The following is a 15,110-nucleotide window of genomic DNA, read 5'->3' on the forward strand; positions in this document are numbered from 1 at the left end:
TATTCAATTGGCGCTTTTAATGAATTCCATATACCTCTTTATTATATTTTTCAATCTCGTCATCAATAATTGAATCTACATGAGGGAACAGACAACCGGGACCTCCATAGGTAATACATGGAATGAAATGTCCGTGTGGTGCATACTCCTCACATGCTCTTCTGACCTCCTTGCGGATCTCTTCTTCTGTGGAATCCACTCGGTCTACGATCGAAGCATCGATTCCGCCCATAAGTGTCATTCTTCCGTTCAGCTGTTTCTGGAGCTTCGGAATATCATTCTGCGGAAGTGTTCCCTGCCAGATGTCAATCCCAAGATCAACCATATCCTCTATGATCGGTTCCATGAAGGAATCTGCGTGATGCATGACGATCACTCCATGGTCTTTCATATATTTATAGGATCTTTCATACTGTGGTTTGATAAATTCTCTCCATGTGTCCGGACTGATGAACAGGGACTGCTTGGAACCCCAGTCATCGTGGGAAAGGATGATATCCGGGTGGAGATTATCAACGATCAGCTTTGTAAGCTGGAACCGGTACTCCCCAATGGCATTGCAGAGATCCATCATATCCTCCGGCTCAAGAAGGAAGTTCACCAGCATATCCTCAAATCCCATCAGGAAGTGAAGCCTCTCAAAAACACCTGTAGGCATAAATGCCATGAAAAGGCTTCCTGAATCCTTTATCTCCTGTGCCTTCTGTTTAAATGGTTCCCATAAAGCCGGATCCGAGCACTGACCGACAATATCCGGGATCACCAGCTGCTCTTTCCATTCTGTGATATCATCAATGACCTTGTTGTCCTCTGTTACATGTGGCATTGCAGCCAGCTGTTCCTGGGGCCAGAGGATCTCAGTTCCGAAAAGATCCTTCATAGGCTCCATACCACGGTGACGGTTTCCACGCACATAATTATTTGCCGGGTTCGGCGGGTAAAAGGTCGCACCCTCATACTGTCTCAGAAGTCGTTCCGGCCTGCCGTCCTTTTTTATCGTTTCAAGTAAAATCTCCGATGCTTTCAACATAATGCTTCCTCCTTTATTATCCTGTGATCTTTCAAAATACCCGATCACTTATCTTTATGATCTTGCGTCAATCTCAGCCTGATACTGAAGAACCTTTTCCTTTGTGATCTTAAATCCAAACACGAGAAGCAGAAGACCTGCCAGACAGAAAATAGCTGGAACAAGTGCAAAGGAAATCGTCATTCCCTGACGGGCCGTTCCCTCAAGAACAACTCCGGATTTCCAGCCTACCGCCACAAGACAGGCGCTGAGGATCGTTCCTCTTAAGAATACGGCAATCTTCAGCGGAAGATTCTGTAATCCCATGATCCATCCGGATGCATCTTTTCCGCTCTTCCATGTTGCATACACTACAGTGTCCGCATAAAGTGCAGGTGAAGCTGCAAAAGCCATACCATAGAAGAACTGGGCAAGTGTCATAAGAGCGATCACTGTCATTGCATTTCCATAGAAAATATATACAAGGAACAGTGATACTGCCATTCCTGCATAAGCAATGATCATAGTTGTACGGGACGATATTGCTTTTGCAATGTATCTCATGGAAAAAGCTCCGATGATGGCACCGATGGCAACACAGAGAAGATAAGTGGTCATCAGTCCCGGATTTCCCATTGCATCCCTGAAATAGTAAATAGCAGATGCTGCTGTTACAAATTTCACACACCATTTTGCAAGGTCTGCCAGCATCAGGACCATAAGAGGCGGATTCTGAAACAGGGAAGCAAACATCTCTCTGATCGTGATCTTTGTTTTGTCATTTTTCTTTCCTGCTGTTTCCGTTTCAATCTCTTCATAGCCTTCCGTCATCTTGAAATGGGCAAAATAGGTTACGACCATCAGAATACCCAGGCAGAAAGCTGCTGCTGCAAATTTATTTTTCTCACCGACATATCCGGCAAGAAGTGTTGCAAATGGAAGACCCATATAGGAAAACAACAGACCGCCTATGTTATTCCAGGTTGCCCTGGAGGATGCAAGCGTTGCTTTGTCTTCCGGTGTTTTACCAACAATACTGATCAGGGTTGCATTGGCAACATAGCTAAAATTCCATGCCACATGAGATGCGATGGATGCGGCAATGATCACCACTGCCGAAAGCCATTCATTATCACTGACACGTATGAACATGAATGCGTACAGAAACGGCACCATCCACGGAACCATGATCAGCCAGGAACGATAACGCCCCCATTTCTTTGCTTTTGTGCCATTGATGATTCCTCCGTAAAGCCAGGACAGACAGGCATCAACAATGGTAAATACGGAATTGATCACACCAGCCACACCAGCTGCAAAGCCTGCCAGATCCGTCAGAAATGTCATAAAGTAAAATGTCTCGATATTACTCATAAGAACAAATCCGGCATCACCAACACCAAAGAAATATTTCAGGGCATTTGTAAGACCCTTTTTCTGTTTCGGATCTTGTTTCGGTATTTCATTTTTACTCATTTTCTTTCCCCCTTCGCTGTTTTTTTGTGGGGCCGGCCATTTCCACAACTTCACGTTACCTTTGATGGTTATAGTATAGTTGTTTTTTTCTTGTTCGTAAATCCGCACACTTCTTCATTCTTTCTCCAATGCTTCATACTATTTGTACAGTTATTATTGTAAATATGCACAAATAATTTCCTCTCCGTTTTCTTTTTATTTTCCGTCTAATATGTTATAATTTCCTATAAATACAAGGCTTTTATGAATTGGAGGAAATATTTTGAACAAAAGAGAGCATTTCGTGAATAGCCCGCATACAGGCTTCCATCTTAATCTCCAGATCATTGCTGACGATTTTGCGGAGAAAAAAGAGGATGTTTCCATCCTCTGCCGTGAAGACCCCCTGACGCTGGATGGTCTTCGCATATATCAGGCAGGAGCCCTGCTAAAGCCATGCTACCTTTATCTTGTCTTCGGCAATTCTCTTTCCGAAAGCTTCCTGCGATACCAGAACATCGCATTTGTAGTGGTGGGCTCCGGTGATCTTTCCTGCTTTTCCGAAAGCTGCAGGATCCTTCACATTAAGGGAACCCTTTCTTTTTCTGAGGTCTTCAACCAAATACAGCAGACCTTTGACAGATATTCTGACTGGGACAGTAAACTCCAGCTTGCACTTGGAAGTATCGATCCGCTGAATGAGATGCTGGAAGCCAGTCTGGATATATTTCATAATCCGGTTTTTGCCCACGACACCAACTTTTATATCCTTTCTTCTCCCCGGCACGTAACCGGTATGTCCGAATGGGTCCATGACCAGCGTACAGGTAGACTCATCGCACCTTTAAGCCTGATTCAGGATTTCAAGCTTGATGCCGAATACCAGCGCACACTTATCACCCACGGCGCCAATATTTATTCCGAAGAGCTCCGCGGTTACCGTATCCTCTACATGAATCTCTGGGTCAGCGGCAATTATCAGGGCAGGCTTTGTGTAGATGAGCTCCAGACGGAGATACAGCCCGGACATTTTTCTGCTCTTGAGTATCTTGGCTCCTTTATCGAGCTATGCATCCGTCGGCACAATCTGTTCCAAATCTCAATGGGAAATGACTCCCGGCAGTTCTTCACGGAGTATCTTTCCGGAAAGCTCACAGAACTACAGGCAGTTACCGATCAGATCCAGTATCTGAACTGGAATCGCCATGACCGGTATCTTGTACTTCGTCTGGAAACCCAGCAGCAGGATGACCGTATGCACTCTTCCATCGCCACACTGGGACACATTGAAGCCCAGATCCCGGAAGGTCTGGCTTTTACCTATCAGCAGGGAATCGTTGTGATCGTTAATCTGTCCTTTAAGCACTCTGTATCTTCCGATGTTATCAGTTCACTTGCGATCATCCTGCGCGAAGGGCTTTTTAAAATGGGAGTAAGCTCTGAATTTCGTGATTTTCTCCTGATCCCTCAGGGATATATTCAGGCTGTTTCCGCCTTGCGCCTGGGCAAAAAAAGTCAGAGCATGGCCTGGTGCTATCATTTTGATGCTTATCTTCTGGAATATATGCTTTCCCAGATCAGCCATCAGATCAGTCCCGAGCTTCTGGTCTCTTCACGGCTGGATGCACTGCAGAATTATGACCGAAAAAACAATACTGAGCTGTATCACACACTCAAGGTCTATCTGGAGCATGAACGCAATTCTCTTCAGACAGCCCGTGAGCTTTTTATACATAGAAGTTCCCTGACCTACCGTCTGGAGCGCATCCAGAAACTCACAAAGGTTGATCTGGATAATCCGAAAGACCGGCTTCTTCTGCAGCTCTGCTTTCTTCTGCAGGAAAAGGACCAGACTGTCACCTGACAACCTGGTCCTTTTTTCTGCTTATATCTGTAAAAACTCCAATCCGAAATAATGTTCCATCCATAGCCTGATGGTTTCTTCCGAATCGCTTATTTTCGTTTCAATGGATCCATCTTCCTTCTGGATTGTAAGAACATCCCCGGTCAGCGCAACACTTCCTTCCGGTCTGCAGATGCTCACCACTCTTTTTCTGGTAATTAATACATCTGGAGATTTTGCACAATAGAAATTCAGCAGTTCAAAATCTGCTTCTACTGTAGGAGTCTGTGAAAATCTGAGTATTGGCAGATATTTTTCTTCTTTCCTTCGTTCAACAAGTATCTCTCCGTTTGTATTTCCCGGCTTCATGTTAACACGGTACCATCCGTTTTTTTCTCTGTGGATACCATCCTTCATAAGAACCGGCTTCTTGGGTCCGGGACCTCCGTATCCTACATCACAGTAATAGCTTCCTTCCTCAAAAATAACAAGGGTTGCCCGGTGCAGGACCGGCGGAAGCTCTTCCCGGTTCCACAATATCCTTACCGCCACAGGGATCACACGGAAATCCAAAGCTTTCAGAAGCTCATAAAACAATTTATTCAGCTCAAAGCAATATCCGCCTCGTTTTCTGACAATGATCTTCTCATAAATATCTTCCGACCTCAGAGAAGGAATCCTTCCCTCGTCAAAAACTTCCAGATTTTCAAAGGGAATACTGCAAAGATGAAGGTCCATTATCTTTTCCAGACATTTTTTATCTGTTCTTAATTCACCCTCATATCCGATCCTGTTCAGATATGCCTCCCGTTCTCTGTCATTCATTTTTTCACTCCTGTTCTATTCAAGAAGATAACAGCTGGTATAGGCGATCGTACAGGGACCATAATAGTATTCCAGACCATTTGCCTGGCATACCTGTGTTACCAGCATTCCATAGGCTTCCATCGAAGAAAATGCCTGTTCGGGGAAACGGCATGGAGCATCCGGATATGTACACGTTTTACATTTTGTACAGCACCCAGCCCCTATGGGGAGCATGCCCGGCCATCTTTCTCTGAGCATTTTTTCAAATTCATAAAAATTCTGTTTATGAACCGCTTCGGTCTCCATCATCGTCTCTCCGTCCAAAGGATCCTCCAGTTTCCCCACTGTCTGGACAATAATGCCTTCCCTGTACTTTTCTATCTTTTTTCTGCATACTTCAAGATCTCCGCATCCGGGAGGACAGCTCCAGCGTTTTGCATACATATGGCAGGTATTATTTTTGCACATTTCCCTTACCTCCGGCATAAGCTGGATCGAATCGCTCTTCAGAAGTGCTACATAAGAAAATCCTGCCTTTTTTCCCATCTCTTCCAGTTCTTTTATATTAAGCATATCCATTCTCCTCGCATTACGGAAAGCATAAGCCATCCACAAAACAGTCCTGGAACTCCGGCGAAGCTGCCAGCTCCACAAAATCCATATTTTTGACAGTTCGATCCATTTCTTTTCTTTCCTCTTCATTCAGGAGTGCGATCCTGGCACCTTCGCCTGCCGCATTTCCCACCGGCTGTATCCTGGGCAGCAGCTCAGCCGGGAACATCCCGATCGCCGCCGCACTTTCCGGATTCATGTAATTGCCGAATGCACCGGCAAGATAGACCCGTTTAATATCCTTTTCTGTGATCTCCAGTCTTTTCATAAGAAGAAAAATTCCTGCTGCGATAGCCGCTTTTGCCAGCTGCACCTCTCCGATATCCTTCTGTGTCAGATAAACGCCCCTGTCATTTCCCGACTTTTCCGGAGGTACCAGCACAAACACTCCCGCCTTTTCCTGGCCGCTTTCCAGATGACCACTTTCATCAATAAAGCCAGCCAGGTACAGCTGTGCCACAAGATCGATCAGACCTGAACCGCATAAGCCTGCCGGAGCCTTATTTCCTATAGTCGTGTATTCCCATTTTCCATCTTTGTATACTACATGATCTACTGCTCCTGCTCCTCCGCGCATCCCGCACTCGATCTTTGCACCTTCAAATGCCGGACCGGCAGCTGTTGAACAGCAGGCTAATCTCGTTTTATTTCCAAGGACCATCTCCCCGTTCGTTCCAATATCGATCATAAGGCTGATCTCGTTCTGCTGATCCTGTCTGAGCGCCAAAATGCAGCCACAGGTATCTGCCCCTACATACCCGGCTATATCAGGCAGCATAAGCAGCTGCCCCTTTCTGTGGATATGGAGCCCATATTGCTCTGCATTCAGTGTAAGCCCCTGACTGATCGCCGGATTATACGGTGCATGGACCAGCGATGCCGGAGAAATCCCAAGAAAAAGATGATGCATGCAGGTATTTCCTACCACAGATACCTGACAGATATCTAATGTGCTTCTTCCTGCTTCCTCTGCCAGTTCCTGGAGCATTTCATCAACCGCATTCCGTATGCAGCCGGTCAGCTGCTCTACGCCATGCTCCAGAGCATGATCCGCCCGCATGATCACATCTGCGCCATACTGAGTCTGTGGGTTCATTCTGCTCTTGAGAGCCAGCTGCTTCCCGGTCAATGCATCCATAAGATAGCCGACCACCGTCGTGGTACCTATATCAAAAGCCGCAAAACAGATTTTTTTCTCTTCTCTGCTGATATCCAGGATCTCATTTCCTGCACAGATCACATACCATTCTTCTGCTTCTTTTCTGCAGCCGTAAAGCTTCGATGCAATTTCAGTATCAGGCAGAACAGGTTTTTCCACATCCAGCTGTTCTGTCAGCCGCTCCCATTCAGAGCGGTTGTCTCCTGTCTCCGGTTTCTTAAGAATCACTTTTTTCTGTTTCAGATCAGGCCTGAACGCAACCGGTCTCTGCATTCCTTCTGTAAGGATCTCCTCTTCCTGGCATCCGGACAATGTATCTACTTCAAGGTCACTATGGATTTCCGTCTGACATGCAAGCACCATGTGATCTTCTATTTTAACACGACATTTCCCGCACTTTCCCCGGCCTCCGCAGGGTGCATCAGGAACCAGCTTTGCTTTTCTTTCCGCCTCAAGGATCCTGGTACCCGGTTCCACCAGGATCTCCTTTTCCTCCCTGATAAATTTTATTCGGTACATTTTCATCCCTCCGATGGTCACTGTAAAGCAAAAGCCGCTCTGCCGTCTATGCCATGCACAGACAATACAGAGCGGCCCGTTTTATTTTCCCTTATGCTGCCAAAGCTTTTGCAAGAACTGCTGCGCTTGCTGCATCTTCTGAATATCCATCTGCGCCGATCTCATCTGCAAACTCCTTCGTGATCGGTGCTCCTCCAACCATGATCTTAACATTGCTTCTGAAATCTTCCGCATTAAGTGCTGCAACTGTATCTTTCAGAGCCGGCATTGTAGTTGTGAGCAGCGCTGAAAGTGCAATTACCTTAACATCCGGATTTTCTTTGTAACATTCAATAACCTTCGATGCAGGTACATCAACACCGAGATCAATAACTTCAAAGCCGGCACTTTCGATCATCATCGCAACAAGATTCTTTCCGATATCATGAAGATCTCCTGCTACAGTAGCGATGATAAGTTTTCCCATACTTCCTGTAGCGCCGGATGCAAGATGTGGTTTCAGAACCTCAACACCCTTTTTCATTGCACGGGCTGCTACCAGCATTTCCGGAACAAAGATTTCTCCGTTCTTAAATCTTTCACCTACAACAGCCATTGCATCGATCATGCTGTTAAGAATCTCTGTTGCCTCACAGCCTTCATCAAGAGCTGACTGTACAGCTGCACCTACAAGTTTTGCTTTTCCTTTTTCTACCAATTCTGCTACTTCTGTGATTTTTGACATAATCAAACACCTCCGCTTTTTATCCGCATTCCGCATATGCGTTTTATTTATTTTTTTACAGGTCCGATCAGACCTTCTCTGTATGCTCCGATGTATTCCATACAGTAATCATCCAGACCAAGCAATGCCTCTGTTGCATATACAAGTCCAAGCATATCTCTGTTTGTAGGATCCATGATCGCACTGTCAAGGCCGGCATTCATTGCAAGTACCACAAATCCGAAATTGATAAGCTTACGTACCGGCAGATTGAAGGAAATGTTGCTGATCGCCGCTGTAATGTGGATCATTGGATACTGTTTACGGACACTTGAAATTACTTCCACGTTCATCGCAATACCATCTTCAGATGTACAGAGCATCTCAACCAATGGATCAATATGGATACGATCCGGTGAAATTCCGTACTCTTTCGCTTTTGCCATGATCTTGTCAAATACCTTCAGCCTGTCTTCCGCACTTTTGGGGATACCTGTATCATCGCTTAGAAGTGCGATAACCTGCCACCCTTTATTTTCAGGCTGTGCCATAAGAGGAAAAATCTTATCGATCTTATCCCCTTCACCGGATACAGAGTTAAAAATACCCGGTTTTCTGCAGAATTTGTAAGCTTCTGTAAGAACATCTGCGCTGGGACTGTCTACGGAAATCGGAAGATCTGTCACTTCCTGAATACAGTCGATCATCCATTTCAAGGTTTCTACTTCTTCTGCTTCCGGAACAGATGCGCAACAATCGATATAGCTTGCTCCTGAGTTTGCCTGAGCAAGTGCCCGCTGCTTGATGAATTCTGCATCTCTGTTTGCGATCGCCTCCGCCACAGAGGGGATGGATCCATTGATTTTTTCACCTATGATTATCATACTATTTATCCTCCCGTTAACATATTCTGGCCTGCATCAAGAATTGTTACTGTCCATTCCGTTCTCAGTAACACGCTACGCAGAATATTACCAATGAACAGTAACCAAGAATTCTTATTTCAGTTCCATGTCTTTTATATAATGATTGTATCAAAATAAATGCAAAAGACCAGCCGCATTTCATACCATAAACATTGCATTTATTCCTACATTTTGTAGGAATGTTTTTCAGTGTTAAAGTCCGCTTGAAACAGCCAACCTAAGACCAGCAGAAACAACCAATCTGAGTCCAACAGAAAAAGCCACTCCGAGTCCAATTAGAAAAGCCATTACCATATTAATTCATGTTTTCTTCCTACTACACTATGAGTTGGAAACACTATAATACAGAAACTAAGAAAATCGAGGTTGTAAGAACTCTTGTCGGTGACATGGAGCAATTCGGGGCAATCGTTATGGCGGAAGATACATGGAATGTAATCTTGCAGGTCTCAGAACGTGTGCCATGGAGCAAACAGTCACGCATGAATACATTTGTTGATGATCTTCTTTTGATACTGGAACGCAAAGAAAACGAAACCGGAGATCCTTTTATCAGCAGACCATACAATTATATTATTCACATTGCACTTGATCCTGACGCTCAGAAAGATACTGCTCTTATCAGTGTTCAGAGAAAAAGCACCTATGAGTTTGTATGCAAAGATATCAGCATCCCATTGAAAGAATTATAATCTTCTCTCCTGCTGCCGGGTTCACTCTCTGGCAGCAGGATTTCCAAGGCAATAGAATCTATCAGAAAGGCGGTATCAATTATGAGGAACTACATACTTGCGGAAAACAGACCTTATACAGCTTGTCCCATCTGGAAAAAAGATCTCAGAAAGCTGATGATTGATTTCTGTATACCGGAGCCAACCATTGACCAGATCATTTCTCAGGCTGAACAGGAAGCGAAGCCAACAGAAACAGCTCGACAGGTTTATAACCGTGCATGGCATAAATTCCGTAAACATCTGCTGACAAATTAGTAGTAAAAGTAAGGTAGTATGCAAAAAGTAGTAAAACCATTACCATTTCAGGCTCCAAGGCAGTCTTATTACAGTGTCATTTTAAGGGAGCCTTAAATTTACTACAGGAAGGGAACATCATGAACAGATATTTTGGTTACGCAAGAATCAGCACACCACAGCAAAGCATTGAAAGGCAGATCAGGAATATCCTTGCTGCATATCCACAGTCTGAGATCATCCGAGAAGTTTTTACCGGAACGAAATTTCAGGGACGAAGAGAATTTGAAAAACTCCTGAAAAAGCTCAACGCAGGTGATACCATTATCTTTGATTCGGTTTCCAGAATGTCCCGTGATGCAGAAGAAGGTTTTACCATGTATGAGGATCTTTTCAGCAAAGGAATTAATCTTGTATTCCTGAAGGAACCACACATAAACACAGAGACCTATAAAAGTGCGCTGCAAGGTGGCATCCCAACAACAGGGACCGACATTGACTGTATTCTGGAAGGGATCAATAAATATTTGCTCCTGCTTGCCAAAGAACAGATCCGGCTTGCTTTTGAACAGTCAGAAAAAGAGGTTCAGGATCTCAGGCAACGTACTAAAGAAGGAATGCAGACAGCAAGACTTTCTGGTAAACAGATCGGACAGGCTTCCGGTTCAAAGCTTGTAACGAAGAAATCTATAGCAGCAAAAGAAATCATCCTGAAGCATAACAAAACGTTCGGCGGATCACTCAACGATCTGGAAACCATTACTCAGGCCGGGATTACCAGAAAGACATTCTATAAATATAAGAAGGAACTGCTCTCTGAGATGATAGAGCAAACGAATCAGCGTTGAATGTTTTGCTGCAATCCGTTATAATGAGAACAGGGACATGACTTATTAAGAAGGGAGTGTGAAATATGCCATTACTCAAAGAAAATACTTATACTATAGAAGATATATATGCACTTCCAGAGGGAGAACGTGCCGAACTGATTGACGGACAGATTTATTACATGGCTCCGCCTAGTCGCAAGCATCAACGGATTTCAACAAGGCTCACCAGTATTATTGATCGTTACATTGAAGATCATCAGGGACAGTGCCAAGTTTATGCTGCCCCGTTTGCAGTTTATCTGGATGAATCCACGAACACATATGTTGAACCGGATATCTCTGTTATCTGTGATCCAAACAAGCTGAATGATAAGGGCTGCAATGGTGCTCCTGACTGGATTATAGAGATCGTTTCTCCTGCAAGTAAACGGATGGATTATTATACCAAGCTCTTTAAGTACAGAACGGCAGGTGTAAAAGAATATTGGATTGTTGATCCTGACAAGAGCAGAATTATTGTATACAATTTTGAACAATCAACAATGGACGAGTATTCCTTTACGGATTCTGTTAAGGCTGGAATCTATAATGATCTGCTGATTGATTTTAATGTGTTAAGTTTTTAACATAGTCATGTGCTGACCATGCTCAAAAATTGAAGCTTTTCTGAAGAAGAAAAGTTGGCGTAAACCCTTGCTCTATATAGGGAATCGCCAACTTTTTTATTATATCTCTGATGAAATTTTGAATTGCTACAAGCTGCATATGGGATATTTCTGGATCATACTAATCCGTCCTGATCGTAGAAGGATAATGTGATCCAGTCTGAAAAAGCTTGTATCTGGCAGCAGAAATTACTTACAGTGAGGAATAATACTGTAATCTTCTGCTCAAATGGTAGCTCAAAAAATTGGTTATCGTACTCATATTCTGTGGATGTATACATATGAACACCCGCTCACATGTTAAGAGTTTGTCAATCCCACCGATCCATCACCAACCAGGCACATCTCATTCCGCTCACCTGCCAGATCCAACTCGGCCCCGATTTAACAATATTCATCTTGGATTCTTCTATCTTCCAGTCCTCAGATTTTACTCCAACCATCCAACCCGATCCGTCCTCTCACCACCACAACTCCGTCCCGGCTCCACCGCAGCTCCATCTCACACTTAGTACAGCTATTTCTCCTAGATCTTCCCTGCACTTTCTACAGATCTGACCTTCTTTTCATCCTCTCTGAATCGACCTTACCGGAGCAACAACAGCTGCACGATAACTTAAGCTTAATACAACCTGCTGCCGTTTGCTCTTTCCGGTGATTTTCTGGTCGATTCTGTTCAATTCCAGTGATCGAATTTTACACCACTCAGGACGAATAAACTGAGTGTTTTAACGGATTTTCCGATAGACTAACCGACAAAAATTTTGAGGGTAACAATCGGAATAATCGGTGTGATTGCTGGGAAAATTGGAAATATGTTCACATCATCATTCCTATAATTAAAAAACTTTTTGTTCTTCCATAAGATTCAAATTGTGTTTGAGCATGTAAAAGATATACTTTATGAAATGGGACGGGGTCAAGTTTTTTACATATATCATTTGGTGAAATAATGGTATATATTCTTTTTTCACAATCTGGATTCTCTCGATACAACCTATAACATTCTTCAGCAACACCACCTGTATCAGTTTCATTTGTAATCGTATAATTTTTTAGATTTGTTATTAAAACTCCTGAACGTTCCCATTCTCTCAAATTTATAAAATTTCTCATAATAATAAGATATCCTATATTAGTATCTAAAAATAAATAGTCTTTATCCGAATGCTCAAAGTCACTCATTGCTTTTTTGTACTGCCATATATATTTTTTAACATACTATTTTGTGATGTAATCCTTCTTGTTAATTGGAGAATGTTGAGATCAATCATGTTCTCATAATGTTCTATAGCTTCTATTTTTTTTTGCAAAGTATTCTTTACTTTTTGATGTAATTTTAACAGATTTTTAAACTCTCCATTCTCAACATTTTCCACAGACATATTATCTAACATTTTTATTAGTTTATATTTATTAAGTGAATTCTTTTGAACATCATCCATACATTCATTCGAAACAGTTATATACCAATCTATATAACTATCTTCTTTATGCTTTAAAGATAAATATTCACTGTAATAATCATTACTTTCTTTTTCAATTTTTTTCAGTTCTTCAGTATATATTTCCTCTTGAAGTTCTGTAAATGACATTTTCCCCATATTATTCTCTCCCCTTGTTATATTACTTTTACTTCTTAATGTACTTATTAATGATCCTCTTCTCCAATGTTTTTCCAGAATCCCGGTACCATGGCAAGATCACGCCGCAGTATTCCTGTACTCTCATGGAGTATATCTCGCCACATATCATAAACACAATTAATCCGATTGCAGCAATCAGTCCTCCGTTGGCCACAATACATAATAGCAGACATGGTACAACCCAATACCAGTTATATGAGAAATGACACCATTTCACCAGCCATTCTTCACTCATCATATCAAAACGTCTAATCTCATCCTGAGATAAAGAAGTCTTAGGAGGATTTGCAGCTGCCTTGCGTCTCATTAATTCAGCATAACCAACCGTTGGTTCGTCCGGGCTGGTATATTTCTTAACATCCTCCTGCATCTGCTTTATTCTGCGTTCTTCCTCTTCTTTCTTCCTTCGCAAACTAGGACTGTTCCTATATTTAAACTCCTCATACGTGTTTCTTATTAACTGTTCCATCTGTGGAGGAGTTCCTGATTTAGTACAAATTTGATTATAAATATACTTCATCTCTTCAAGCTCTATATATGCTTTAGGGACGCTGTAACGTTCATAATAATTTTTCATACTTTCCGTTTGGCGTTTTGCTCCTTTTACAGCATCTTTTACATATCGCACATAGTCTTCGTAATGTTCTTTATTTGTTATTATACGATCACCGAACTGAATAATACAATTACATTTTGCATTTGCCTCTTCAGGAGTAAGATTATTAACAATATCCTCACACTTTTTAATCAGGTCGTCCGTAGAATCTGCATACTCCTTATAATTCTGTGCATCTTTAAAACTCATAATCATAAGTGTTTACCTCCCTTCCTTTTGTATTAGTAGTCCTGTATGTGCTTTCTGATTTTAATTTCAAAAATATTCTGAATTTATTTTTTGGTGTAAAAAAAAGATACACTATACCTGTGTATCAAACAATCACTTTATTTTTACTTTTGCTTACCTTAGCAAGCGGTGTTCTTCTATATGACATGGCATAATAATCCTCAACGTGGCATATCCCGCATGGCATATACACTACCTTCTCAACGAGCGCAAAGAAGGAATATACATTTACTAATTATTTTCCAAGACTTTGTAAGGTACGCTTACAGCACATTTCTTCTGTAATCATTTTAACCATAGCACCGTTAGTTGAAGTTGTAAAGAAAATTTATATATTTCAGCAATTAGTCTAAAAACGGATCGTAATTTTCGGTAATTATTACCAGATATCAGTATTGATATTTTTAGTTCATTTTGTTCTATGAGATAAGATTTTATCCTCTTAGTCCTCAAAAAATTCCTCATAGTCTACAGCAAATAATTTCTGCAATGCTTTAAGATCACTGGCTTTTATGTTTCTTCTGCCCGATTCAATATTAGCAAGTGTACTTCTGGACATACTGCTTCCCATCAACTGTAACTGACCTACGACTTCAGCCTGTGTCATGTTCTTTTTCATCCGTATGTTCTGGATATTTCTACCTATTGGAACGTCCTGTAAAATCCACTGCATAAGATATACTCCTGTGACTAATTAGTAACTTTTGTATTGAGTATATCTGGAAAACATGATATTATTGTCACTAGATAGAAACAATCGTATTAGAGAGGAATATAGCATTATGGATATCATAGATCAGCTTTACAACTCACATGTAAGTGCAGCCACACTGGACACCCTGGACAAGTACCGTATACATAAGGATCAGGCTTTACATGGTTATCATGTTCTTAAAGAACAACTCACAGAAGATCAGGCGGCCGCTCTGGATCAGGTCATGAATGAGAACCTTAATCTTCTGACAGACGAGTTGGAGCAGAATTTCAGAAACGGCTTCTGTCTTGGAGTGAAGATGATGTGTGAGGTGTTTGGGAAAGATGTGTAAGTATGCTATAATATATAAAAAGCTGACCTGTCAAATCGACGGTGCAGGTCAATAAGTAAATTTGGTGGCAGGGTACGC

At 42.2% G+C, this 15,110-nt stretch carries 17 protein-coding genes; 6 read left to right on the forward strand and 11 right to left on the reverse strand.

What is annotated here, in order from left to right; genetic code table 11:
- Positions 1-16: 16 nt before the first annotated feature.
- The gene (locus tag EAI83_RS07550; RefSeq protein ID WP_015524736.1) at positions 17-1,030 is read right to left on the reverse strand and encodes a uroporphyrinogen decarboxylase family protein; all 1,014 of its coding nucleotides are present in this window, start codon (positions 1,028-1,030) and stop codon (positions 17-19) included.
- Positions 1,031-1,084: 54 nt separating this feature from the next.
- Positions 1,085-2,485, reverse strand: coding sequence for an MFS transporter (locus EAI83_RS07555; RefSeq protein WP_022426479.1), 1,401 nt, complete (start codon positions 2,483-2,485; stop codon positions 1,085-1,087).
- A 262-nt stretch (positions 2,486-2,747) separates the two neighbouring features.
- Between EAI83_RS07555 and EAI83_RS07560 the strand changes: the two genes are divergently transcribed.
- Entirely contained in the window at positions 2,748-4,328 is a 1,581-nt protein-coding gene (locus EAI83_RS07560) for a PucR family transcriptional regulator (RefSeq protein WP_022426480.1), read from the forward strand.
- A 21-nt stretch (positions 4,329-4,349) separates the two neighbouring features.
- On the opposite strand, the gene EAI83_RS07565 is transcribed toward EAI83_RS07560, so the two are convergent.
- The 5 genes from EAI83_RS07565 to EAI83_RS07585 all read right to left on the reverse strand — a co-directional run bounded on the left by EAI83_RS07565 (position 4,350) and on the right by EAI83_RS07585 (position 8,991).
- Positions 4,350-5,132: an arylamine N-acetyltransferase family protein gene (locus EAI83_RS07565; RefSeq protein WP_021650844.1), complete on the reverse strand. Its 783-nt coding sequence runs from the start codon at positions 5,130-5,132 to the stop codon at positions 4,350-4,352.
- 15 nt (positions 5,133-5,147) lie between these two features.
- Positions 5,148-5,687: a DUF2284 domain-containing protein gene (locus EAI83_RS07570; RefSeq protein ID WP_110102179.1), complete on the reverse strand. Its 540-nt coding sequence runs from the start codon at positions 5,685-5,687 to the stop codon at positions 5,148-5,150.
- A gap of 16 nt (positions 5,688-5,703) precedes the next feature.
- Positions 5,704-7,404 (reverse strand): ASKHA domain-containing protein, encoded by a 1,701-nt coding sequence (locus tag EAI83_RS07575; RefSeq protein WP_237971280.1) that lies wholly within the window; start codon positions 7,402-7,404, stop codon positions 5,704-5,706.
- 91 nt (positions 7,405-7,495) lie between these two features.
- The gene (locus EAI83_RS07580) at positions 7,496-8,128 is read right to left on the reverse strand and encodes a corrinoid protein (protein ID WP_015524728.1); all 633 of its coding nucleotides are present in this window, start codon (positions 8,126-8,128) and stop codon (positions 7,496-7,498) included.
- Positions 8,129-8,175: 47 nt separating this feature from the next.
- Positions 8,176-8,991: a methyltetrahydrofolate cobalamin methyltransferase gene (locus tag EAI83_RS07585; protein WP_021650848.1), complete on the reverse strand. Its 816-nt coding sequence runs from the start codon at positions 8,989-8,991 to the stop codon at positions 8,176-8,178.
- Positions 8,992-9,515: 524 nt separating this feature from the next.
- Between EAI83_RS07585 and EAI83_RS07590 the strand changes: the two genes are divergently transcribed.
- From EAI83_RS07590 to EAI83_RS07605, 4 genes are all read left to right on the forward strand, one after another.
- The gene (locus EAI83_RS07590) at positions 9,516-9,725 is read left to right on the forward strand and encodes a hypothetical protein (protein ID WP_129974953.1); all 210 of its coding nucleotides are present in this window, start codon (positions 9,516-9,518) and stop codon (positions 9,723-9,725) included.
- Positions 9,726-9,806: 81 nt separating this feature from the next.
- Positions 9,807-10,022: a hypothetical protein gene (locus EAI83_RS07595; protein ID WP_015525856.1), complete on the forward strand. Its 216-nt coding sequence runs from the start codon at positions 9,807-9,809 to the stop codon at positions 10,020-10,022.
- Positions 10,023-10,141: 119 nt separating this feature from the next.
- A complete protein-coding gene (locus tag EAI83_RS07600) occupies positions 10,142-10,849 on the forward strand; it encodes a recombinase family protein (protein WP_021650850.1) in 708 nt (235 codons plus the stop codon).
- A gap of 65 nt (positions 10,850-10,914) precedes the next feature.
- Positions 10,915-11,457, forward strand: a complete 543-nt coding sequence (locus tag EAI83_RS07605; protein ID WP_015525854.1) for a Uma2 family endonuclease — start codon at positions 10,915-10,917, stop codon at positions 11,455-11,457.
- 858 nt (positions 11,458-12,315) lie between these two features.
- On the opposite strand, the gene EAI83_RS07610 is transcribed toward EAI83_RS07605, so the two are convergent.
- The 4 genes from EAI83_RS07610 to EAI83_RS07625 all read right to left on the reverse strand — a co-directional run bounded on the left by EAI83_RS07610 (position 12,316) and on the right by EAI83_RS07625 (position 14,659).
- Complete coding sequence (locus tag EAI83_RS07610; RefSeq protein WP_021650853.1) at positions 12,316-12,681, reverse strand: hypothetical protein; 366 nt, start codon at positions 12,679-12,681, stop codon at positions 12,316-12,318.
- Positions 12,678-13,100, reverse strand: coding sequence for a hypothetical protein (locus tag EAI83_RS07615; protein ID WP_021650854.1), 423 nt, complete (start codon positions 13,098-13,100; stop codon positions 12,678-12,680). Before EAI83_RS07615 ends, EAI83_RS07610 begins: the two co-directional genes overlap by 4 nt.
- A gap of 28 nt (positions 13,101-13,128) precedes the next feature.
- A complete protein-coding gene (locus EAI83_RS07620; RefSeq protein ID WP_021650855.1) occupies positions 13,129-13,953 on the reverse strand; it encodes a hypothetical protein in 825 nt (274 codons plus the stop codon).
- 475 nt (positions 13,954-14,428) lie between these two features.
- Positions 14,429-14,659, reverse strand: a complete 231-nt coding sequence (locus tag EAI83_RS07625) for a helix-turn-helix domain-containing protein (protein ID WP_021650856.1) — start codon at positions 14,657-14,659, stop codon at positions 14,429-14,431.
- A gap of 109 nt (positions 14,660-14,768) precedes the next feature.
- Between EAI83_RS07625 and EAI83_RS07630 the strand changes: the two genes are divergently transcribed.
- Complete coding sequence (locus EAI83_RS07630; RefSeq protein ID WP_129974955.1) at positions 14,769-15,032, forward strand: DUF6809 family protein; 264 nt, start codon at positions 14,769-14,771, stop codon at positions 15,030-15,032.
- Positions 15,033-15,110 lie beyond the last annotated feature (78 nt).

It is taken from the genome of Blautia sp. aa_0143 (assembly GCF_004167315.1).
In the GTDB taxonomy this organism is placed as follows: domain Bacteria; phylum Bacillota; class Clostridia; order Lachnospirales; family Lachnospiraceae; genus Blautia_A; species Blautia_A fusiformis.